Source organism: Nocardioides cavernaquae (assembly GCF_003600895.1).
Classification (GTDB): Bacteria; Actinomycetota; Actinomycetes; order Propionibacteriales; family Nocardioidaceae; genus Nocardioides; species Nocardioides cavernaquae.
Window position 1 is genome coordinate 2,477,294 of record NZ_QYRP01000002.1, and the last position, 20,855, is coordinate 2,498,148.

A 20,855-nucleotide genomic window follows, 5' to 3' on the forward strand; every position below is an offset into this window, starting at 1 on the left:
CAGGTTACGCGTTGCCGGAGATCTTCTCGATCAGGGCTGTGGTCGAGATCGCCGGAGTGCGCGGCAGGTAGACGACCTCGCAGATGTCCTTGAACTCGTCGAAACGGCCCTCCCAGTCGTCGCCCATGACGAGGACGTCGGCGCCGAACTTGAGGATGTAGTCGCGCTTGAGCTCGAGGCTCTCCTCGACGAAGACCTCGTCAACGGGCTTGAGCGCGCTGACGATCGCGAGGCGCTCGCCCTCGGAGAAGACCGGGAGCCGGTCCTTCTTGCGCATGTTGAGCGCGTCGGCCGACACGCCCACGACCAGCCGGTCGCCCAGCGCTGCGGCGCGCTCGATGACGCGGAGATGGCCGACGTGGAACACGTCGAAGGTGCCGAAGGTGATCACAGTGCGGGCCATGTGGCAATTGTCCCATGGGCTCACCTGTGGTCCGTGCACAGATCAGGTTAGGCTCACCTTAGACATATCGCCGTCGTCGTACGCCTGTTCCAGGAGACCTCATGCGCACCTCTGCCCTGCTCGCCACCGGCCTCGCACTGGCCGCCTTCGCGACCACGGGTTGCTCGGTCCTCGGCGGCGAGGACCCTGCCGACCTGCAGGTCTACACCGGGCGCCACTACGGCTCGGAGAAGGTCTTCGAGAAGTTCACCAAGGACACCGGGATCACCGTCGACATCCTCTCGGGCGACGACGCCGACCTCCTCGAGCGGATCAAGGCCGAGGGTGCCAAGTCCACGGCGGACATCTTCATGACCGTCAGCGCCGGGCCGCTCTGGAATGCCGCTGACCAGGGCCTGCTCGAGTCGCTCGACAGCACGGTCCTCGACAAGGCCGTCCCTGCGCAGTACCGCGACGCCGACGACCGCTGGTTCGGCCTCGTACGCCGCGCACGCACCGTGGTCTACGACCCCGCGAAGGTGGACCCGAAGGAGTTCGACGCGAAGGACACCTACGCCGGGCTCACCGACCCGAAGTGGAAGGGCCGGCTCTGCATGCGCGACCTCAGCGGTGCCTACACCACGTCGCTGGTCGCCTCCCTGATCAACCTCCACGGCTACGACAAGACCCTCGCGATGGTGAAGGGCTGGCTGGCCAACGACGTCGAGATCATGGGCAACGACGTCGAGCTGCTCGAAGCGATCTCCGCGGGCACCTGCGAGGTCGGCATCTCCAACCACTACTACCTCGCCCGTGGCCAGGCTGACGGTGAGCTCAAGGACGTCGCCCTCTACTGGGCCTCCCAGCAGGGTGCCGGCGTCCACGAGAACATCTCCGGCGCCGGTGTCGTCGCGACGAGCGACGCGAAGGCGAAGGCCCAGGAGTTCCTCGAGTGGCTGGCCACCGAGGGCCAGGACGACATGCTCGAGGGCAACCACGAGTTCCCGGTCAACCCCGAGGTCCCGGCAGACGAGGCCGCGCTTGCATTCGGCCCGTTCAAGGCGATGTCGGTCGACGCGGAGGCCTACGGCCAGCTCAACCCGGACGCGGTGAAGCTGCTCGCTGAGGCCGACTACAAGTGACCCAGTTGGCCATCCTGACCCGTCGCGCGTCCCTGCGCGGCCGCCCCGGATGGTCAGCGCTCGTCCTCCTGCTCGCGGTGCTCACCGCAGCACCCGTCGTCTCCGTGCTCCTCGACGGGGCGACGAGTGAGGCGCGGGCCTGGCCCTCCGACCTCGGCGCGATGGTGGTCACCACCGTCCTGCTGATGCTCGGGGTCGGCGCGGGCACGCTGGTGATCGGCTGCGGGCTGGCCTGGCTGGTCACGGCGTACACCTTCCCGCTGCGCAACCTGATGGTCTGGCTGCTCGTGCTGCCGCTGGCCATGCCGGCATACATCCTCGGCTTCGTCTTCCTCTCCACCTTCGACGCTGCCAGCCCCGTGCAGCAGTGGCTTCGCGCGCACGTGAACGACAGCATCCAGGTCGACGTCTCGACGCTGGCCGGCTGCGCCGTGGTGATGAGCCTGACGCTCTACCCCTACGTCTACCTGATGGCCCGCGCGGCCTTCGCCGAGCAGGCCCCGACGACGTACGACGCGGCGCGGGTGCTCGGCGCGAGTCGCCGGCGCGCGTTCTTCAGGGTCCTGCTCCCGATGGCTCGTCCGTCGCTGGCGGCGGGACTGGCACTGGTGATGATGGAGGTCCTCACCGACTTCGCGACGATCCAGTACTTCGGCGTCCAGACCGTCTCCTACGGCGTCTACACGACCTTCAAGCAGAGCTTCAACTTCGCCGCGGCAGCTCAGCTCGCCAGCCTCGTCATGCTCTTCGCGGTCGTCGTGATGGCGGGGGAGCGACTGCTGCGCGGACGTGCCCGCTACACGCAGCGGGGAGGCCGTGGCAGCGGCCTGGCCCCGACGCGGCTGCCGCTGGTGAAGGGTCTGCTCGCGACCGGTGCGTGCGTCGCCGCGCTCCTGGCAGCGGTGATCGTCCCCGTCATCCGGCTCACCGGTTGGGCCGTGGACCACGCCCGCAACGGTGACGGCCGTCCGGCGCTGGGCGAGGGCTTCCTCCAGGCCCTCACCAACTCCGCCGTCGTCGCCGTCCTCGCTGCCCTGCTCTGCGTCGCGCTGGCGGTGCTGATGGGCCACGCACTGCGGCTGGGCGCTGGTCGCCTGGTCCGCTCGGCTGCGCAGCTCACCACCTTCGGGTACGCCGTGCCCGGCGTCGTCATCGGCATCGGGGTGCTGTTGCTGCTGCGCCACCTCGACGGCGCGCTGGTGGCCGTCGGGATTCCTGGTGGCACCGGGCTGCTGGCCACGGGCTCGGTGGTGGCGATCCTGTGTGCCTACGCGGTCCGGTTCCTCGGCCCGGCCTTCCAGGCGGTCGACGCGTCGTACGCGAAGCTGCCGGTGTCGGTGACCCAGAGTGCGCTGAGTCTCGGATCCGGCCCGATGCGGCTGTTCGGCCGTGTGCACATGCCGCTCATCCGCCCGGGGGTGGCGGTTGCCCTGGTGCTGGTCGCGATCGATGCGATCAAGGAGCTGCCGATCGTGCTGATGCTGCGCCCGATCGGCTTCGACACGGTGTCGGCGTGGGTGCACCGCCTGGCGACCGAGAACCTCTGGGGCCTGGCCGCGGCCCCCGCCCTGGTCATCGTCGGGCTGGCCGTCGTGCCGGTCGCTATCCTCGGCCGGCAGGTCCGCGCCGCGGACCGCAGGGAAGGAGGCCGACGGTGAAGCGCCCCGACGAACCCGCAACTCCTGCCCTCGTGCTCTCCGCGGTCTCGCGCTCCTACGGCGACGTCGGCGCTGCCCGCGGCCTGGACCTCGTCGTCCAGCCCGGAGAGCTGGTCACACTGATCGGCCCGTCGGGGTGCGGGAAGTCGACCGCCCTGCGCCTGATCGCGGGCCTGGAGCGCCCGGATGCCGGCCGGATCGAGATCGCCGGCGAGGTGGTCGCCGACGGCAGCACCTTCCGCCAGCCCGAGAAGCGGCGGGTCGGACTGGTCTTCCAGGACCACGCGCTGTTCCCCCACCTGAGCGTCGCGGCCAACGTCGGTTTCGGCCTGAACAAGCTTCCGCGTGCCGAGCGTGCGGCCCGGGTCGCTGAGGTGCTCGACCTGGTCCGGCTCGGCGACCATGCCAGGCGGTTCCCTCACGAGCTCTCCGGCGGCGAGCAGCAGCGGGTCGCACTCGCCCGAGCCCTCGCGCCCAGGCCGGCCGTCGTGCTCCTCGACGAGCCGTTCTCCTCCCTCGACGAGAACCTCCGTGGCCACGTGCGCGCCGAGCTGGTCGGCGTACTCCGCACCACCGGCACGACCGCCGTCTTCGTCACGCACGACCAGACCGAGGCACTCGCGATCGGCGACCGCGTGGTCGTGATGCAGGGCGGCCGGATCGATCAGGCCGACACCCCGCAGCGGGTCTTCGAGCAACCGGCGACGCGGTTCGTCGCCTCGTTCATGGGCGACGCCGATTTCCTGCGTGCCCACGTGCACAACGCTTTGCTGACCTGCGAGATCGGCGTCGTCTCCACGGTCCCCGGCTGGGGCAACTCGGACGTCGACGTCGACGTCGTGCTGCGCCCGCACGAGGTGGACCTGCGCCCCGACCACGGCCGCACCGAGCCCGGTCCCGAGGTGATCGCCGTGGAGTATCACGGTGCCTTCGTCCTGCACACCGTCCGGCTGCTCTCGGGGCAGACCCTGCGCTCGTGGCAGCCGCACACCGTGAGGCACCCGGTCGGCACTCCCGTGGCGGTCAGTGTCGTCCTGGGAGTGACCCCGACCCTGCTGATCGGCGATCGCGCCGTGGTGGAGCCTCCCGCTGGAATCACCGTCGCCTGACATGATCGCGGCGTGGCTCTCCTGACCCCCTCGCCCGCCGCTGCTCCTGGCCCGACCGGCCCGTCCGGTCCGCTGGTCGACTCGGCAGCGGACGCCGAACGTCGCACGGCGCTGCGCCGCATGCGCGCCGTCGCACTGTCCCTGCTGGTCCTCGCCGCCATCGTGTACGCCGTGACGCTCGGCCAGGACGGCTTCCTCGGGTTCGTCAACGCTGGAGCCGAGGCGAGCATGGTCGGTGCCATCGCTGACTGGTTCGCGGTGACGGCGCTGTTCCGGCACCCGCTCGGGCTGCCGATCCCGCACACGGCCCTGATCCCGAAGCGCAAGGACGACCTCGGTCGTGGCCTGGAGGACTTCGTCGGCGAGAACTTCCTGCAGGAGGCCGTGATCCGCGACCGGGTCGGAGCGGCCGATCTCAGCCGCCGAGTCGGGGTGTGGGCCTCCGAGCCGGAGAACGCCCGCAAGGTGGTCCACGAGGTCATGGACGTGGCAGCGATCGCGGTCACGAAGGTCAAGGACCACCACATCGTCGAGGTCGTCGAGACGGTGCTCGTGCCGCGGTTCCGTGAGGAGCCGATCGCCCCGATCCTCGGCACGTTCGTCGTCGAGGCGGTCCGCGACGACCTGCACCACGGGCTGGTCGACCTGGCGCTCGAGGAGCTGCACGGGTGGCTGGCCCACAACCAGGAGACCTTCGCCGAGGTGCTCATCGAGCGGGCGCCCTGGTGGGCCCCCGACCGGGTCAACGAGATGGTCACCGAGCGGCTCCACGTCGAGGCGCTGCGCTGGCTCAACGACATCCGCAACGACCCGCGGCACCGGGCGCGCAAGGCCCTCGACTCGATGCTGGCACGGCTCGGCCAGGACCTGCTGACCAACGAGTCCACGCAGACCCGCGCCGAGAGCTTCAAGCTCCGCATGCTCGAGCACCCGCAGTTCGCGGCCACCACTGTCTCCCTGTGGAAGGCGTTCCGCAACGCGCTCCTGGAGGCCCTGCGTGACAAGGACGGCCTCCTCGCGCAGCGGCTCGAGCAGGAGCTCGTCGCGTTTGCCCACCGGCTCCTGGTCGACCACGAGCTGCGCGCGAAGCTCGACGGTCTCGCCGCCGATGCGGCTGTGTTCGCCGTCAGCCGCTACGGCTCGGAGCTCACCGCGGTCATCACCCACACCATCGAGAAGTGGGACGGCAAGGAGGCCTCCGACCGCATCGAGCTGCACGTGGGTCGCGACCTGCAGTTCATCCGGATCAACGGAACGATCGTCGGTGGCCTGGTCGGTGTGCTCATTCATGCGGCCACCGTCCTCGTGCACTGACACCCGGGGGACAATGTGTCCATGAGCAGCAACCTCCCGGCACAGGGACCCAAGCGTCCCCGCCACCTGATGGATCCCAACGCCCCGGTCCGGGCGGCCAGCAACCAGTCCGTCACCGGCGTCCAGCGCTGGGTCATGACCGCACTGGCCATGACCGTCGCGTTCCTGCTGGCCGGCGGCTGGGTCGTGATCGCTGCCGAGATCGTGACCAAGCAGTCGGGTCAGATCATCCTGCTGGTGAACTCCGCTGCCTTCGGGGTCGCCGGCGTGGTCGCCGCCCTCGTCATCCACCAGAAGTCGCCACTCAGCCCCTGGCTGCTGGTCGGCTTCATCCCGGCCGTCGTCGGCGCCTTCGTGGTGCTGTGATGTCCCTCTTCAAGCGCGGTGGCCTCAAGCGGGGCGGCGCCTCCCCGCAGGAGCCGCAGGGACCCGTGCCCGTCGACGTACCTGTGCGCGACGAGATGATCCGGCTCGGTCAGTTCCTGAAGCTGGCCAACCTGATCGAGACCGGCGCCGAGGCCAAGGAGGTCTGCCCCGCGGGCCTGGTCAAGGTCAACGGCGAGGTGGACGTCCGCCGCGGCCGGCAGCTGCACCACGGCGATGTCGTCGAGCTGCGGGGCATGGCCGCGCGCGTAGCCGAGGACACCTTCGGCGCCCCCGACGGCCTGCCCTGGTGAGAGCCGCTGGACCAACATGGCCGGGGGAAGCGATGCAGCAGAAGGCAGTGGCACTCGACGTCGCACCGCGCCCGAAATGCAACGACGGGTGGGATCGCAGTCAGCCAGTGACCGCGATCCCACCCGTTGTTCGTTGCCGGGTCTGAGTCAGCTCACGCCGAGCAGGTCGACCACGAAGATGAGCGTCTCGCCGGGCTTGATGACGCCACCAGCACCGCGGCTGCCGTAGCCGAGGTGCGGCGGGATGACCAGCTGGCGGCGGCCGCCGACCTTCATGCCCTGCACGCCGGTGTCCCAGCCGGCGATGACCTGGCCGACGCCGAGGCGGAACTGCAGCGGGGTCCCGCGGTTGTACGACGCGTCGAACTCCTCGCCGGTCGAGTGGGCCACGCCCACGTAGTGGACGGAGACGGTCTGCCCGGCCTTGGCCTCGTCGCCATCACCCACGGTGATGTCGGTGATGACGAGCTCGGACGGCGGCTCGGGGTCGAAGAAGTCGATTTCAGGCTTGTTCATGGCGCTGAGTTTGCCACGGCGGCCATGGCCCGAGGACTACGGGCCGTCGGACGGATTGCTCGCGCAGTCGACGTCGGGGTGGCTGGTGCCGCCGAGCTCGGAGTCGGCACGGTTCCGGCCGAAGTTCCATTCCAGCCAGTCGCCGTCCGATGGCCGCCGGGTCGCGAGCGCACAGGGTGCGGACTCGCCCTCGACCTCCGCCAGGACCGGGACTGCGTCCTCCGAGAGCCCCTGCAGGTACCACCAGTCGACCTTGCCGGTCGCGGCGTACCGGTCGAGGTTGTGGCGCGCGATCCAGGCGTCGGGGTTCACCAGTGCCAGTGCGAGGACCAGGCCGGCACCGGTGAGCAGGGCGGTGCGGGGGAGCCACGCGGCCCGCAGCGTGACCCCTGCGGCGGCGACGGCCAGCACCAGGAAGCCCAGCCAGCCCTCGAAGACGTCGACCAGCAGTCGCAGGCGGGTGAAGCCGTAGGCCTCCTGGTAGAGGTGCATCCGGTAGAGCGCCGATGCCACGACGATCAGCGTCGCGACGCACAGCAGGCCGAGTGAGGCGCGGATCCAGGCCCGGTCAGCGCTGGTCTCCTTCGACGCCTTCCGGGCTGCCGCCCAGACCACGAGCAGCGTGAGCACGGTGGCCACGGTGAGCTGACCGAAGCCCTGGTGGACGTACTCGGCGTACGTCAGACCGGTTGTGCGCTGGAGGTAGTCGTCGCCGCCGAAGACGACGGTCGCCTGGGCGATCAGGAAGAGCACGAAGACGGCATCGACCAGCAGCACCGGTGCCAGCCACTCGAAGCGGTGCGCCACGGGGCGAGGAGCGGCTCCGGAGCGCTCGAGGTGGGGCGGGTTGATCGCGAGGTACGCCGCGGCGAGGGTCACGCCGCCGACGGCACAGGTCACGAAGGCACGGGCCACGACCATGTCGACGTGGAGGTCGGGGACGAGGGCACCCATCCAGGTGGCGAACAGGGCGTCAGCCGAGGCGAAGAGCAGGCCGAACACGAGCAGCCCGAGCAGGGACCAGACCGCGGTGCGCAGGATGGCGGTGCCGTGGTTGAGCCGTCCGAGTGCGCCCAGGGACCGGCCGAGCCAGGGGAGACCGCGCAGCGCGGCGAGCGGCCACGAGATCCCGGCGAGGACGAAGGACGGCAGCGTGCGGCCGTGGGCCAGGCCTGCCATGCAGGTGGCGATGCCTGCCAGCACGGAGAGGACGGCGATCCACTCGGCATCACGGATGGACGGGACGATCGCGAGCAGGGCACAGAGTGCGGCGCAGGCCAGCGTGAACGGCGAGCGACGGTGACGGCTGAAGGAGAGGATGACTCCACCGCAGCTGAGCAGGACCAGGGTCGTGCCGATGCCGAAGTCGCGCTCGGGAAGGACCAGTCCGGCGAGCAGACCGACCAGCAGGCTCGCGACGACCGCCCGGACGCTGCCGGGCACGCCTGCATCGGGCCAGAACCGTCCGAAGAGCGTGTCGAGGCTCAGCGGCTCGACGGCCAGTGGTGGGAGTGGTGCCGGCACGGGCGCCGGGGAGACAACGGGGGTGTCCATGCGGACCTCCTGAGGAGATGGGGAAGACAGGGAGGACGGGGCGGCGAGGGAGGAGGGCAGGTCGACGCGCGCACGGGCGCCGCCTGTGCCGGGAGCGGGTTCGACGAAGCCGATCGAGCCGCCGTGCAGGTCGGTCACCCAACGGGCGATGGCGAGGCCCAATCCCGTGCCCCCGCCTCCCGCGGAGTCCGCGAGCGTGCCGAAGCGTTCGAAGACTCGCTCGCGGTCGTCGGGGGTGATGCCGGGGCCCTCGTCGGCGACCTCGAGCCGCCAGCCGTCGGTGGTTGCTGTCGCAAGGACGTGCACGGAGGCGCCGGCAGGGCTGTGTCGCGAGGCGTTGTCGAGGAGGTTGGCCACGAGCTGACGGAGTCGGGCCGGATCTGCCCGGACCTGCAGGTCGTCGGGGATGACCGAGACGACGAACCCGACATCCCGGCCGGTGAACCGTGCCTCACCCACGGCCCTGCTCAGCAGGTCGCCGACGGCCATCGGCTCGACCGCGAGGGGGGCCTTGCCTGCGTCCACGCGCGAGAGGTCGAGCAGGTCTGCGACCAGGGCCGTCAGCCGTTCCGCCTGGTCGAGCGCGGCGCGCAGGCTCGCGGGATCCGGAGCGGCGACTCCGTCGGCGAGGTTCTCCAGCAGCGCGCAGAGCGCGGCCAGCGGCGTACGCAGCTCGTGGCTGACGTTGGCGACGAGCTCGCGGCGCTGCCGGTCCACGCCGGCAAGGTCCTCGGCCATGCGATTGAAGGCGCGGGCGAGCTGGCCGATCTCGTCGCTGGACGTCGCGGTGACACGGACGCCGTAGTCCCCGCGTGCCATGCTCCGGGCAGCCGTCGTCATCTCGCGCAGAGGCGAGGTCATGCCGACCGCGAGCAGCTGCGTGACGGCGAGCGCGAGCGCGACCGTGACCGGGAGGGTGAGCCAGAAGGAGACGTCCGATCGCGTGCCGAGGCTCGCCACCACCGTCGCGACCAGGACGCTGATCGCGACCAGGAGCCCGAGCTTGACCTTGACGGAGCTGACCGGGTCGAGGGTGCGTGGCGCGCTCATGAGGAGGCGACCGGTTCGAAGGCGTAGCCGACCCCGTGGACGGTGCGCACGCGCTCCGCCCCGATCTTCGCGCGCAGGGCCTTCACATGGCTGTCGACCGTGCGGGTGCCCGAGGCACCGGGCCAGCCCCACACCTCGGCCAGCAGGCGCTCGCGCGTCAACACCTCGCGCGGGGAGGAGGCCAGGCAGACGAGAAGGTCGAACTCGGTCGGGGTGAGGTGCTGCTCCTCACCTGCCACCGAGACCCGCCGCGCCGCGGTGTCGAGCACCAGGTCGCCGAGGTCAGGGTCGGCGGTCGAGGCGAGGGATGCGGCCCGCTCGACGCGACGCAGCAGCGCGGAGATCCGGGCCACCAGCTCGCGCATCCGGAACGGTTTGGTGAGGTAGTCGTCCGCGCCGACGCCGAGGCCGACGAGCACGTCCTCCTCCGCGTCCCGCGCGGTCAGCATCAGCACCGGGACGTAGCGAACAGCCTGGATCCGGCGGCACACCTCGTGCCCGTCGAAGCCGGGCAGCATCACGTCGAGTACGACGAGATCGGGTGTCGTCTCGGCGAAGACGTCGACCGCTCCCGGTCCGTCCCACGCGCGCACGACGTCGTACCCCTCGGCGGCGAGCCGGTCGGTGACCGCTTGGTTGATGACGGGTTCGTCCTCGACCACGAGGATGCGCCGGGCGTTGCTGGAAGGCATGCTCCGAGCGTAGGAGTCAGACCGCGCAGTAGGTGCGGACGACTCGTGAAGGTCCTGTGCAGATCGTCGGGGGAGATCCGCAGGCGGTTCAGCCCTGGTGCAGGTAGTGATCCAGCTGGTCACGCTCGAACTCGAGCTGGTCGATGCGGCCCTTGACGACGTCGCCGATCGAGATGATGCCGACCAGGCGGCCCTCATCGACCACGGGCACGTGGCGGAACCGGTGCTCGGTCATCAGCTGCATCAGGTCGTCCACGGGTGTGCTCGACTCGCAACTGCGCACGGAGCGGGTCATGATCGCGCTGACGGGGCCGTCGAGGACCCGCTCGTCGGTGCCAAGCCGGCGGACGACGTCCCGCTCGGAGACGATGCCGTCGAGCCTGCTGCCGTCGTCGCTGACGATGACCGCGCCGATGTTGTGCTCGGCCAGCAAGGACAGCAACTCCCGGACGCCGGCACCGGGCCGGATGGTCACCACGCCGCTCTCGGTCTTGCCGCGGAGCAGGTCCTGAATGCGCATGTGGCTCTCCTTCTGTCTCTCTTGCCACGCTAGTCCTGCGTGGCCCCGGCGAACAGAGGAAAGATCGCGACGCGCCGGTCGGCCCACCCGCGAGCGTCAGTCAGCCGAGCGGGGGCTCGTCCGGATCGGCCGGGGTGCGCCGTCGCGAGCGGAGCTCCGAGAGGGAACCTCGAGGAGCCGGCGCCTCGTCGGGATCGTCGCTGTCCTGGACCGATCCGAGGAACGCGAGGGCTGCCTCGTGCAGGTGGCCGTTGCTGGCGACGGCATTGCCGCCCCACGGACCCGGGGTGCCGTCGAGCGAGGTGAACTGGCCGCCTGCCTCGCGCACGATGATGTCGAGCGCAGCCATGTCGTAGAGCTCGAGCTCGGGCTCGGCAGCGATGTCGACAGCGCCCTCGGCCAGCAGCATGTAGCTCCAGAAGTCGCCGTAGGCGCGTGTGCGCCAGACCCGGCGCGAGAGCGACAGGAAGTCGTCGAGCTGGCCGCGCTGCTCCCAGCCGGTGAGCGAGGAGTACGACATCGAAGCGTCCTCCAGGCGGCGTACGTCGGAGGTGTGGATCTGTGTCGACTTCATCAGGCTCTTGCCGGTGAAGGCGCCGCCGCCCTTGACCGCCCACCAGCGGCGCTGCAGCTGCGGTGCGGACACGACCCCCATCACCACCTCGCCGTCGACCTCGAGGGCGATGAGCGTGGCCCAGACGGGCACGCCGCGGACGAAGTTCTTGGTGCCGTCGATCGGGTCGACGATCCAGCGTCGCTGGCTGTGGCCGGTGGAGCCCTGCTCCTCGCCGAGGACGGCGTCGCGAGAGCGGGCGCGGGCCAGCGTGCGGCGGATCGCTTCCTCGACGGCACGGTCGGCATCGGTCACGGGCGTCAGGTCCGGCTTGCTCATGACGTGCAGGTCCATCGCCTTGAACCGGTCCTGCGTCAGCGAGTCGGCGTCGTCGGCCATCACATGGGCGAGGCGGAGGTCATCGGTGTAGTCGGGCATGCTCGGCACGGCCCCCACCCTAGGGGATCCATCTCCCGTCCCCCCGCGCACCGCGAACGGTGGCTAATCTCGGTCCATGAGCATCGACGGCCTGCCGATCCATCCGCTCGTTGTCCACGCCGCTGTCATGTTGACGCCCGTGGCAGCCCTCCTCGCCATCGTGTACGCCGCGGTGCCGCGCTGGCGCCGTCTCCTGCGGCATCCCCTGGCGCTGGCGGCGCTCGGTGCGGCCGGTGCGGTCGAGGTGGCGTTCCTCTCGGGCCGCGCGTTCATCGAGGACGTCCCGGCACTGGCGGACGCGGTCGACGTGCACGCCGTGTGGGGCGAGCGGCTGCTGTGGTGCGCCTGGGTGCTGGCGGTCGTGTCGGTCCTGGCCTGGTGGGCGCTGCCGGTGCCCGGGGGCCGTGGCGGCAAGGGTGCAGCGGTGGACGTGGCTGTCCGCGTGGCGCTCGTGGTCGCCGCCCTCGTCGTCCTCGTCGTGGTCGTGCGGACCGGGCACTCGGGCTCGACCGCCGTCTGGGGCGGGATCCTCGGCCAGTAGTCCGGCCCGGTCAGGACTAGTAGTCCGGGCTGCCCTCGCGCGCCGTGAGCAGTCGGCGGAAGGACTCGACGCGGTCGGGGTCGGCCTCGCCGGCGATCACCGCTGCATCGAGGCCGCACTCGGGCGTGCCTTCGCCGTGGGTGCAGCCGCGCGGGCAGTCCTCGGTCATCTCGTCGAGGTCGGGGAACGCGCCGATCAGGTCGGACGGGTCGACGTGCGCGAGGCCGAACGAGCGGATGCCCGGGGTGTCGATGATCCAGCCGGTGTCGTCTGGCAGCGCCAGCATGTAGGCGCTGGTCGAGGTGTGCCGGCCGCGTCCGGTGACGGCGTTGACGTGACCGACCTCGCGATGCGCGGCGGGCACGAGGGCGTTGACCAGCGTCGACTTGCCGACCCCGCTGTGGCCGACCAGCACGCTGACATGGCCCTTGAGCACTGCGCGCACCTCGTCGAGGGGCCCGCCGCGCTCGGTGACGACGTACGGGACGCCGAGGGAGCGGTAGGTCGAGAGCAGCGTCTCGGGGTCGGCCAGGTCCGCCTTGGTGAGGCAGAGGACCGGCTTCATGCCCGATGCGTACGCCGCGACGAGGGCGCGGTCGATCAGCCGCGGGCGCGGCTCGGGGTCGGCCAGGGCAGCGACCACGACGAGCTGGTCGGCGTTGGAGACGATGACGCGCTCGACGGGGTCGTCGTCATCGGCGGTGCGGCGCAGGGTGGTGGTGCGCTCGACGACCTCGACGATGCGGGCCAGGGACCCGTCGTTGCCCGTGACGTCACCGACGACGCGGACCCGGTCGCCGACGACGACTCCCTTGCGGCCGAGCGGACGCGACTTCATCGCCATGACGATCGTGCCGTTGAGCAGAAGCGTGTAGCGGCCGCGGTCGACGGTGACGACGACCCCCTCGACGGCATCGTCGTACGTCGGGCGGTCCTTGGTGCGGGGACGGGTCCTCCGACGCGGGCGCTCGTAGTGCTCCTGGTCGTGGTCGGAGTACCGGTTGCTCACAGCAGACCGCTCCAGAAGTCGGCGAAGTGGGGAAAGGTCTTGGAGGTGGTCTCGACGTTCTCCACGAGGACGCCGTCGATCGCCGCGCCGATGATGACACCGGCGTGCGCCATGCGGTGGTCGGCGTAGGTGTGGAACACCCCGCCGCTCAGCGTCGCCGGCCGGATCTCGAGTCCGTCGGGAAGCTCGGTGACGTCAGCCCCGAGAGAAGTCAGCTCGGTGGCGAGAGCGGCCAGCCGGTCGGTCTCGTGGGCCCGGATGTGGGCGACTCCGGTGAGCCGCGACGGCGTCTCGGCGAGGGCGCAGAGAGCGGCGATCGCGGGGGTCAGCTCGCCGACATCATGGAGGTCGAGCTCGACACCCTGGAGCGGACCGTTGCCGGTGACGGCCAGGCCGTCGTCGACGAACTCGACGGTGCAACCCATCCGGGTCAGGATCTCGCGCAGAGCGTCGCCGGCCTGGGTCGTGCGCTCGGGCCAGTCGCGGACGGTGACCGTCCCGCCCGAGACCGCAGCCAGCGCGAGGAACGGCGCGGCGTTGGAGAGGTCGGGCTCGATCGCGCGGTCGACCGCGTGGATCGGTCCGGGCAGGACCTTCCAGCGGTCCTTCTGCGAGTCGTCGACCGTGATGCCCTGCTCACGCAGCATCTCCACGGTCATCTCGATGTGGGGGAGCGACGGCACCGGCGGGCCCTCGTGGCGCACGTCGACGCCGTCGTCGTAGCGGGCTCCGGCGAGCAGCAGTGCGGAGATGAACTGGGACGACGCCGACGCGTCGACGACGACGGTGCCGCCTCGGACATGGCCCGCGCCCGACACCGTGAACGGCAGCCGGTCGCCGGCCGAGATGTCCATCCGCAGCGTCCGGAGTGCGTGCAGGACCTCGCCCACGGGCCGGTTGCGCATGTGGGGGTCGCCGTCGAAATCGATCTTCCCGGTCGACAGCCCGGCCACCGGGGGCACGAACCGCATGACCGTGCCGGCGAGGCCGCAGTCGATCTCCGCGTCGGCGTCGAACGGGCCGGGCGTGACGGTCCAGTCCTCACCGGAGGTGTCTACGGTCGAACCGAGGGCCGTGAGCGCGTCGGCCATCAGCAACGTGTCGCGCGACCGCAGGGCGCGGCGTACGACGGACGGGCCGTCCGCGATCGCGGCCAGCAGCAGCGCGCGGTTGGTGAGCGACTTCGATCCGGGAAGCGAGACAGTGGCGTCGACGGGTACGACGGCGCGCGGCGCCGGCCAGGGATCGAGAGGGGTCACGAGGAGAAGGTTATCGACCCTGCCCGGGGTCAATGCGGCCAGACGTCGTTGGACGGATTGCTGTCCGCCGCGGCGTAGCCCGCGGAGGTGGGGTCACCCTCGACCTCGATCCGGAAGGTCGGGTCTCCGGTGAGAAGCCCCTTCTTGATCTCGAACATGTAGCTGCCGTCCGTGATGCCCGTGCACTCGACGGACGTGCCGAGCAAAGGCCATGGGTCGCTGCATCCGTCGGGCGCGGTGACGGGGGTCCAGATACCACCCACGTTCATCGTGAGGGCCCCGGTGAAGCCTGTCGGGAGGCCGGCGACCACAGCGGTCCACTTGCCCGAGTTGCCGTTCTCGCTGGCGGTCACCGACACGTCGTACGGCGTGGGCTCGGCGGCTGCGGGCTGGAGCGTCACGGTGCGGGAGTTGTCGCTGCGGTCGGTGTCGTTGATGCCTGCGGAGGGGACCAGGGTGATCCTCAGCTGCTGCGGCTGGTCTCCGAGGACCGTCGCGGTGAGGGTCAGGGTGCTTCGGGTCGAGGTGAGGGTGCAGTCGGCGGCCGAGCAGGTGACCTCGACACCGGACACGGCAGCCGACGCCGCGCGGGCGAAGGACTGCCGCGGAGCGCCTGACCCGCTGGACCAGGTGACCTCGACGCTCTCGCCGGCAGGGATGCCGCTGACCGCGATGGCGATCGTGGAGGTGCCGTCCGCGCCCGGCGAGGGCGTGACGACGAGCGGTGCGTCGAACCCGACCGGCTCGTCCGTCGGGGTGGAGGTGGGTGTCGTCGTGGGAGCGGTCGTCGGCGCCGTCGTCGGAGCGGTGGTGGGCGCGGTCGTCGGTGCCGTTGTCGGCGCGACACTCGGGGCGACCGTCGGGCTGTCGACTGTCGGGCTGTCGGCCGGAGGAACCACGGGGGAGTCGGTCGGCGGTGCATCATCCGGCGGAGTGTCGGCCGGCGGTGCCACGGGAGCAGTGGCTCCCGGACGGGCGATGCCAGCCTCCGGCGGGCCTGCGGGTGCCCGGTCGCCGGCCTGGAGTGCGAAGACGGCGGTCGCGGCGATGACGCCGGCGGCGGCCACGCCGACGCCGGCGGTGGCCGGGCCGTTGGAGGTGACAGCGTCCTTGGCCCGGTCGAGGAAGAGCAGGAACGCGCCCTTGGTCGCTGCGCCCGCGGAGGCGAGGTAGCCGATGCCCGCGCTGCCCAGCAGCAGGGGAGCGAGGATGCCGGCGAGGTTGCTGTTGACCTCGCTCAGCTCGAGGTAGATCGCCATGCACTTGCGGCACTCGTCGATGTGCTTCTCGACCTTGCCGGCGTCGCGCTTGCTGATGCCGTCGCGGATGTAGCCACCGAGGTGCTGGTGCGTCCAGCCGCAGGCGTCGTCCTCGACGTCCATGGCGTGGGAGTTCAGGAACGCCTGACGCAGTCCTTCCCGGGCCCGGTAGGCGAGCGCGGAGACCGAGTTGGGGGTCATGCCGAGGATCTCGGCGACCTCGGCGGGCTTCTGCCCCTCGACCTCGGTGTGCCACAGGACGGCCTGCCAACGCTCGGGCAGGGAAGCGAACGCCTTGGCGGCCGCGGCGCTCTCGAAGCCTTCGACCGCGGTGTCGCGGAACGGCACACCCGGGTCGAACATCTCGAGGTTGTCGGTGGTGTGCAGCTTGGAGTTGGCGCGGATCTTGTCGACGTGCAGCCGACGGACGGCGGTCAGCAGGTAGGCGCGGAACGCGACATCCGGGCCCCCGCCGTTCTGCAGGACGCGGAGCACCTTGGCGAAGGCGTCCGAGACCAGGTCGTCAGCGTCGGCGGCACCGACCAGCTGGCGGGCCAGGCGACGGGCCGCCTCGACGTGGCGCTCGAAGAGCGGGCCGTATGCGGACACGTCTCCACCACGGACGGCCGAGATGAGCTCGGCGTCGCCCGGTCCCTCGAGGCGGGGAAGAGTGTCGGTCACATGCCCTCAACGATCGACTGTCTGAATGATGACGCCATCCTAGTCGCCGAACCTGTCCCGGAGGCTGGGAAAAATATCTGCACATTCCCACCAGAACCCGCGTCATGACCCCAGTCCTTGCCCGTTTCATCCATGTTCGAGGCCCGCTTGACGGGGGCGGGTCTCGCCGTCTTCGTGTGGAGCACGACAAAACCGAGGGGAGCAACCGTGGGACTGTTCGCGACCAAGACGCGCAATCATCCTGCGGACCGACCCGAGGCAGGGCGTGAGCTGCCCGAGCAGGTCAGGGCCCTCGTGCCCCGACAGTTCGAGGCAGTGGGGGAAGCCCTTGCCTCGGGGTCGGGCTCGCTCGAGGCGTGCGATGTCGCCGGGCGCCGGATGGCCCAGGACGGCGCCGCCCTCGACGAGGTCCTCGACGGGCTCCGCGCCACCACCCGGCTCGTGACCGGCTCCGACCCGTCGTACGACGCGGTCCGCGCCGTCAGCGTGGCCTGGAGCGAGGCGACGCTCGCCTACCTCCACCAGATCTCCTGCGAGGACCCGCTGACCGGGCTCGCCAGCCTGGCGCACGTGCGCGCCCGGATCGCAGATGTCTACCGGGCCCAGGCCCGCACCGGCATCGACGTGCGCGGCACGCATGCGCTGGTCGTGGTGGACCTTCCCTACGATCGGCCCGGGGCCGGCACCGTGGATGACGGATTCTCCCGGACCCTCCGTCTTGCTCGTGTCGGCCAGTCCACCCGGACTGTCTTTGATGGCAGCGAGACGATCGGCCGGCTCGGCACCAACCGGGTCGTGGCCGTGGTCGAGCGCGATGAGCAGCTCGGCCGAAGGGTGGCGCTGCTGCACACCCTCCTCAGCTCCACGTCGTTCCCCACCAGGGTCTGGATCGAGGGCCTTCCCGGGAGCGACGTCGGTGCCGCGCACCTCCTCGACGAGTTGGCGCGGGCGTAGATCTCGGGGGTGACTCAGGCTAGCCGCGACGGGAGGGAGGTCGCGGCTAGCCTGAGTCGCATGTGCGGTCGATATGCGTCGTCCCGGCGGCCCGAGGACCTGATCGACGAGTTCGAGGTCACCTCGAGCCGGATCGCTGCGCCTCTCGAGGCCGACTTCAACGTCGCTCCGACCAAGGAGGTGTACGCCGTCGTCGAGCGACCCCGCGCCAAGCAGGAGCCGGTCGAGCGACAGCTCCGGGTGCTCACGTGGGGTCTGGTCCCGTCCTGGGCCAAGGAGGCGTCGATCGGCAGCAGGCTGATCAACGCGCGCATGGAGACGGTCGCCGACAAGCCCGCCTTCAAGCGCGCCTTCGCCGCACGCCGCTGCCTCCTGCCCGCCGACGGCTACTACGAGTGGTACGAGACGGCCGAGCTCACGCGGGCCGGCAAGCCGAAGAAGCAGCCGTTCTACATCCACCCGGCCGACGGGGGAGTGCTGGCGATGGCGGGTCTCTACGAGATCTGGAAGGACCCGACGAAGGTGGAGGACGACCCGGATCTCTTCCGGTGGAGCTGCACGGTGATCACGACCGATGCGACCGATGACCTCGGCCGCATCCACGACCGCATGCCACTGGTGGTCTCGCCCGAGCACCGCGCGGCCTGGCTGGACCCGACGGCGGCGGATCCACGTGAGCTGCTCGACCTGCTCGAGCCCGCGATGCCCGGCCGTCTCGAGGCCTATCCCGTGTCGACCGCCGTCGGCAACGTGCAGAACAACGGGCCTGAGTTGATCAAACCCCTGCCCGTGCAGGCAGGATGACATCGTGAGCGAGACCCGCACGATGACCACACCGCTCGGTGACGCACGGCTGGTGTCGCACCGGTCGCGGCACCCGATCGCCACCCTGTTGCTCAGCCACGGAGCCGGCGGTGGCATCGAGGCGCAGGACCTGCAGGCACTTGCGAAGCACCTGCCCGGTCAGGGCATCAGCGTGCACCTGCTCGAGCAGCCCTGGCGTGTTGCCGGGCGCAAGCTCGCGGGCGCGCCCGCCACGCTCGACACCGGGCTGAGGGCCGTCGTGGACCAGATCCGTCCTCGCACCCCTCTGATCGTCGGTGGCCGGTCCGCTGGCGCGCGATCCGCCGCCCGTTGCGCCCGCGACCTCGGAGCCAGCGCGTGTCTGGCGCTTGCCTTTCCGCTGCACCCGCCGGGTCATCCGGAGAAGACGCGCGTCGGAGAGCTCCGCAACACGCGCGTCGCGACCCTCGTGGTGCAGGGGGAGCGAGATCCATTCGGCCGCCCGGAGGAGTTCCCCTCCGGCACCGAGATGGCGGTGATCCCTGCGGCCGACCACGCGTTCAAGGTGCCCAAGTCGGGCCCGCTGAGTCAGGCCGAGGCGCTCTCGGTGCTGGTCGAGGCAGTGCTCGAGTGGACCGTGCGCGAGGTCGGACGGGACTGACCGGCCCGGCCTGATGACCGGGCAACGCGCGGCGCGGGAAGAATTCGGACACCGGCACCGTTGAGCATCGACGTGACCGCCGTACTCGCCTCCGCCGCAGACTCCACTGCCGCTGACCTATTCTGGGGAGCGATGACTGACGTGGTGCCTGAGAACGAGACAGACGCCGAGCGCTCACTGCGCTTCGAGCGTGACGCCCTGCCCTTCCTCGACCAGCTCTATGGCGCGGCCCTGCGGATGACCCGCAACCCGACCGACGCCGAGGACCTGGTCCAGGAAACCTTCGCGAAGGCCTTCGCGGCCTTCCACCAGTTCAAGCCCGGCACGAACCTCAAGGCCTGGCTGTACCGGATCCTCACCAACACCTTCATCAACTCCTACCGCAAGAAGCAGCGCGAGCCGAAGCAGTCGATGTCCGAGGACGTCGAGGACTGGCAGCTCGCGCGTGCGGAGTCGCACACCTCTGCCGGACTCAAGTCGGCCGAGACCGAGGCGCTCGAGCACCTGCCCGACTCGCAGGTGAAGGACGCACTCCAGCGACTGCCCGAGGAGTTCCGGCTCGCGGTGTACCTCGCCGACGTCGAAGGCTTTCCGTACAAGGAGATCGCCGAGATCATGGACACTCCGATCGGCACCGTGATGTCGCGTCTTCACCGTGGTCGCCGCCAGCTGCGCGACCTGCTCTCGGACTACGTCCGCGAGAACGACCGTGTCCCTGTGAGCCGCGAGGAGGTCGTCTCGTGACTGCTCCCCAGAACGATTCAGGCCAGAACGATTCGGGCGAGAGCCCGAAGGGTGACTGTGCCGACTACCTCGAGCGCATCGTCTTCTTCCTCGACAACGAGCTCGACGAGGCCGACTGCAGCGCGGTCCGGCACCACCTCGACGAGTGTGGTCCCTGTCTGCGCAAGTACGACCTCGAGCGCACGGTCAAGCAGGTCGTCGCGCGCTCGTGCCACGAGTCGGCTCCCGAGGGCCTGCGCGCGCGGGTTCTCGTGCAGCTGCGCGAGGTCCACATCAAGATCACGGAAGTCTGAGCGGACCCGATTCGCCAATGTCGTCCTCTTTTGGGAGGATGAGCCGTTCGTCGATCCAGGAGGATGACCATGGGCAAGACCGGTCGTAAGCGCCGCGCTCGCAAGAAGAAGGGCGCGAACCACGGCAAGCGCCCCAACGCCTGATTTTCAGGCCAGCGCCCGAACCCCCAGCAATCTGCCGGGGGTTCGTCGCATTTCAGGACGCGCGCAGCTCGCGGTTGGTCTCGCGGAGCGCCTCGACGAGCACCAGCAGCAGATCACTGCGGACGCCGGGGCGCCCTGACCCCGGAGTGCCCAGCGTGACCTGCAGGTGCAGCGCGCGCAGGTAGTTCTGGGTGTTGAACGACCGGCAGGCCGCCTGTCCTGCGGGGTCGATCGCGATGGCGCCGTTGGCGAGACGCGCCACCCACGGCTCGAGGATGCTCATCGGCACGATGTCGCGTCCCAGGATGGCGATCGTCGCGCGTGCCAGCCGGTCCGGCTCGCCGGAAACCAGGCGGGTGCCGGTCGGGAGCAGCGTGCGGTCGGCGAGGACGTCGAGCAGGACGGTCAGCTCGGGCAGTCCGAAGTGCTGCGAGACGGCGAGCTCGGCGATCGCGTCGGCGCCGTGGGACAGCGCGAGCGCGGGCCCCTTGCCCTCGACGTGGCCGCGCAGGTCGCCCTCGCGAACGAACCAGGTGGCCACCCGGTCGCCCCACACGAGCAGCTGGCGGGCCGGCAGCACGCGGATGGCGTTCTCGCGGGCCACGCAGTCCGCCATGAGACGGGCCGACCAGCTGCGCCGGAAGACCGTGTCGGTCCCGGTTTCGCCGAGTCCGACCTCGAGTCCGGCGGACATCCCGTCGCCCAGACCGGCCAGGAGCTCGTCGTAGACGCCGGTGCGGATCCAGCGTGCCAGCTCGCCGTAGGCCTGGTCGGTGCGCTCGAGCGGGTCGATGCTTCCGAGGAGGGCGGTGAGTTCGGCGGTGACGTCGTCGAGCGGTCGATCCGTCGGCATGGGCGTCATGCCTCAATCGTGCCAGTGGAGTGGGTGAGGTTCCCAATTGGATTCCACTACTGTCGGGCC

At 70.4% G+C, this 20,855-nt stretch carries 23 protein-coding genes; 13 read left to right on the forward strand and 10 right to left on the reverse strand.

What is annotated here, in order from left to right; translation table 11 throughout:
* Positions 1-4 precede the first annotated feature (4 nt).
* Positions 5-403 carry an FAD synthase family protein gene (locus D4739_RS11865; RefSeq protein ID WP_120060812.1) on the reverse strand — a complete coding sequence of 133 codons (399 nt, stop codon included), beginning with the start codon at positions 401-403 and terminating at the stop codon, positions 5-7.
* 101 nt (positions 404-504) lie between these two features.
* Here D4739_RS11865 and D4739_RS11870 point away from each other — a divergent pair, with 101 nt between their 5' ends.
* From D4739_RS11870 to D4739_RS11895, 6 genes are all read left to right on the forward strand, one after another.
* On the forward strand, positions 505-1,524 hold the full coding sequence (locus D4739_RS11870) for an extracellular solute-binding protein (protein ID WP_120060813.1): 1,020 nt from the start codon (positions 505-507) through the stop codon (positions 1,522-1,524).
* A complete protein-coding gene (locus D4739_RS11875; RefSeq protein ID WP_120060814.1) occupies positions 1,521-3,182 on the forward strand; it encodes an ABC transporter permease in 1,662 nt (553 codons plus the stop codon). Before D4739_RS11870 ends, D4739_RS11875 begins: the two co-directional genes overlap by 4 nt.
* On the forward strand, positions 3,179-4,291 hold the full coding sequence (locus D4739_RS11880; RefSeq protein WP_120060815.1) for an ABC transporter ATP-binding protein: 1,113 nt from the start codon (positions 3,179-3,181) through the stop codon (positions 4,289-4,291). Before D4739_RS11875 ends, D4739_RS11880 begins: the two co-directional genes overlap by 4 nt.
* Positions 4,292-4,303: 12 nt before the next feature.
* Complete coding sequence (locus D4739_RS11885) at positions 4,304-5,605, forward strand: DUF445 domain-containing protein (RefSeq protein ID WP_238473629.1); 1,302 nt, start codon at positions 4,304-4,306, stop codon at positions 5,603-5,605.
* A gap of 21 nt (positions 5,606-5,626) precedes the next feature.
* The gene (locus D4739_RS11890) at positions 5,627-5,971 is read left to right on the forward strand and encodes a hypothetical protein (RefSeq protein WP_120060816.1); all 345 of its coding nucleotides are present in this window, start codon (positions 5,627-5,629) and stop codon (positions 5,969-5,971) included.
* Between the two features lie 83 nt (positions 5,972-6,054).
* Positions 6,055-6,282 (forward strand): RNA-binding S4 domain-containing protein, encoded by a 228-nt coding sequence (locus tag D4739_RS11895; RefSeq protein WP_274380510.1) that lies wholly within the window; start codon positions 6,055-6,057, stop codon positions 6,280-6,282.
* Positions 6,283-6,429: 147 nt separating this feature from the next.
* Here D4739_RS11895 and D4739_RS11900 read toward each other — a convergent pair whose 3' ends face one another.
* The 5 genes from D4739_RS11900 to hisN all read right to left on the reverse strand — a co-directional run bounded on the left by D4739_RS11900 (position 6,430) and on the right by hisN (position 11,605).
* Positions 6,430-6,798, reverse strand: coding sequence for an FKBP-type peptidyl-prolyl cis-trans isomerase (locus D4739_RS11900; protein WP_120060818.1), 369 nt, complete (start codon positions 6,796-6,798; stop codon positions 6,430-6,432).
* A gap of 36 nt (positions 6,799-6,834) precedes the next feature.
* Entirely contained in the window at positions 6,835-9,402 is a 2,568-nt protein-coding gene (locus D4739_RS11905; protein WP_120060819.1) for a DUF4153 domain-containing protein, read from the reverse strand.
* Positions 9,399-10,094: a response regulator transcription factor gene (locus D4739_RS11910; protein WP_120060820.1), complete on the reverse strand. Its 696-nt coding sequence runs from the start codon at positions 10,092-10,094 to the stop codon at positions 9,399-9,401. Before D4739_RS11910 ends, D4739_RS11905 begins: the two co-directional genes overlap by 4 nt.
* An 88-nt stretch (positions 10,095-10,182) precedes the next feature.
* Positions 10,183-10,614 (reverse strand): CBS domain-containing protein, encoded by a 432-nt coding sequence (locus tag D4739_RS11915; protein WP_120060821.1) that lies wholly within the window; start codon positions 10,612-10,614, stop codon positions 10,183-10,185.
* Between the two features lie 100 nt (positions 10,615-10,714).
* A complete protein-coding gene (hisN, locus tag D4739_RS11920) occupies positions 10,715-11,605 on the reverse strand; it encodes a histidinol-phosphatase (RefSeq protein ID WP_120060822.1) in 891 nt (296 codons plus the stop codon).
* 76 nt (positions 11,606-11,681) lie between these two features.
* Between hisN and D4739_RS11925 the strand changes: the two genes are divergently transcribed.
* On the forward strand, positions 11,682-12,146 hold the full coding sequence (locus tag D4739_RS11925) for a DUF2231 domain-containing protein (RefSeq protein WP_120060823.1): 465 nt from the start codon (positions 11,682-11,684) through the stop codon (positions 12,144-12,146).
* Positions 12,147-12,162: 16 nt separating this feature from the next.
* Here the strand turns inward: D4739_RS11925 and rsgA are convergent, their stop codons facing one another.
* From rsgA to D4739_RS11940, 3 genes are read right to left on the reverse strand one after another with little or no spacing between them, the layout of a single operon-like run.
* Positions 12,163-13,155, reverse strand: a complete 993-nt coding sequence (gene rsgA / locus D4739_RS11930) for a ribosome small subunit-dependent GTPase A (RefSeq protein WP_120060824.1) — start codon at positions 13,153-13,155, stop codon at positions 12,163-12,165.
* Complete coding sequence (aroA, locus tag D4739_RS11935; protein WP_120060825.1) at positions 13,152-14,414, reverse strand: 3-phosphoshikimate 1-carboxyvinyltransferase; 1,263 nt, start codon at positions 14,412-14,414, stop codon at positions 13,152-13,154. Before aroA ends, rsgA begins: the two co-directional genes overlap by 4 nt.
* Before the next feature lie 29 nt (positions 14,415-14,443).
* Positions 14,444-16,354: a sigma-70 family RNA polymerase sigma factor gene (locus D4739_RS11940; protein WP_120060826.1), complete on the reverse strand. Its 1,911-nt coding sequence runs from the start codon at positions 16,352-16,354 to the stop codon at positions 14,444-14,446.
* Between the two features lie 207 nt (positions 16,355-16,561).
* On the opposite strand from D4739_RS11940, the gene D4739_RS11945 reads away from it, so the two are divergent.
* The 6 genes from D4739_RS11945 (at position 16,562) to D4739_RS17435 (ending at position 19,933) form a co-directional block, all read left to right on the forward strand.
* Positions 16,562-17,308 (forward strand): hypothetical protein, encoded by a 747-nt coding sequence (locus tag D4739_RS11945; RefSeq protein ID WP_120060827.1) that lies wholly within the window; start codon positions 16,562-16,564, stop codon positions 17,306-17,308.
* Positions 17,309-17,368: 60 nt separating this feature from the next.
* Positions 17,369-18,112, forward strand: coding sequence for an SOS response-associated peptidase (locus D4739_RS11950; RefSeq protein ID WP_120060828.1), 744 nt, complete (start codon positions 17,369-17,371; stop codon positions 18,110-18,112).
* Between the two features lie 4 nt (positions 18,113-18,116).
* Positions 18,117-18,752 carry an alpha/beta hydrolase family protein gene (locus D4739_RS11955; protein WP_338016273.1) on the forward strand — a complete coding sequence of 212 codons (636 nt, stop codon included), beginning with the start codon at positions 18,117-18,119 and terminating at the stop codon, positions 18,750-18,752.
* A gap of 132 nt (positions 18,753-18,884) precedes the next feature.
* Entirely contained in the window at positions 18,885-19,496 is a 612-nt protein-coding gene (locus D4739_RS11960) for a sigma-70 family RNA polymerase sigma factor (protein WP_120060829.1), read from the forward strand.
* Positions 19,493-19,789, forward strand: a complete 297-nt coding sequence (rsrA, locus tag D4739_RS11965; RefSeq protein WP_120060830.1) for a mycothiol system anti-sigma-R factor — start codon at positions 19,493-19,495, stop codon at positions 19,787-19,789. The genes D4739_RS11960 and rsrA overlap by 4 nt, the downstream gene beginning before the upstream one ends.
* Before the next feature lie 69 nt (positions 19,790-19,858).
* Positions 19,859-19,933 carry a 50S ribosomal protein bL37 gene (locus tag D4739_RS17435; protein ID WP_369759046.1) on the forward strand — a complete coding sequence of 25 codons (75 nt, stop codon included), beginning with the start codon at positions 19,859-19,861 and terminating at the stop codon, positions 19,931-19,933.
* Positions 19,934-19,985: 52 nt separating this feature from the next.
* Here D4739_RS17435 and D4739_RS11970 read toward each other — a convergent pair whose 3' ends face one another.
* Positions 19,986-20,795 (reverse strand): DUF2785 domain-containing protein, encoded by an 810-nt coding sequence (locus D4739_RS11970; RefSeq protein WP_120060831.1) that lies wholly within the window; start codon positions 20,793-20,795, stop codon positions 19,986-19,988.
* Positions 20,796-20,855: the final 60 nt, after the last annotated feature.

What these genes read in the sequence shown, in the direction of transcription:
- D4739_RS11905 (WP_120060819.1), bottom strand. Translation starts at nt 9,402, where the DNA reads ATGAGCGCGCCACGCACCCTCGACCCGGTCAGCTCCGTCAAGGTCAAG.
- D4739_RS11890 (WP_120060816.1), top strand. Translation starts at nt 5,627, where the DNA reads ATGAGCAGCAACCTCCCGGCACAGGGACCCAAGCGTCCCCGCCACCTG.
- D4739_RS11870 (WP_120060813.1), top strand. Translation starts at nt 505, where the DNA reads ATGCGCACCTCTGCCCTGCTCGCCACCGGCCTCGCACTGGCCGCCTTC.
- D4739_RS11960 (WP_120060829.1), top strand. Translation starts at nt 18,885, where the DNA reads ATGACTGACGTGGTGCCTGAGAACGAGACAGACGCCGAGCGCTCACTG.
- D4739_RS11970 (WP_120060831.1), bottom strand. Translation starts at nt 20,795, where the DNA reads ATGACGCCCATGCCGACGGATCGACCGCTCGACGACGTCACCGCCGAA.
- D4739_RS11910 (WP_120060820.1), bottom strand. Translation starts at nt 10,094, where the DNA reads ATGCCTTCCAGCAACGCCCGGCGCATCCTCGTGGTCGAGGACGAACCC.
- D4739_RS11865 (WP_120060812.1), bottom strand. Translation starts at nt 403, where the DNA reads ATGGCCCGCACTGTGATCACCTTCGGCACCTTCGACGTGTTCCACGTC.
- D4739_RS11950 (WP_120060828.1), top strand. Translation starts at nt 17,369, where the DNA reads ATGTGCGGTCGATATGCGTCGTCCCGGCGGCCCGAGGACCTGATCGAC.
- hisN (WP_120060822.1), bottom strand. Translation starts at nt 11,605, where the DNA reads ATGCCCGACTACACCGATGACCTCCGCCTCGCCCATGTGATGGCCGAC.
- D4739_RS11915 (WP_120060821.1), bottom strand. Translation starts at nt 10,614, where the DNA reads ATGCGCATTCAGGACCTGCTCCGCGGCAAGACCGAGAGCGGCGTGGTG.
- D4739_RS11925 (WP_120060823.1), top strand. Translation starts at nt 11,682, where the DNA reads ATGAGCATCGACGGCCTGCCGATCCATCCGCTCGTTGTCCACGCCGCT.
- D4739_RS11900 (WP_120060818.1), bottom strand. Translation starts at nt 6,798, where the DNA reads ATGAACAAGCCTGAAATCGACTTCTTCGACCCCGAGCCGCCGTCCGAG.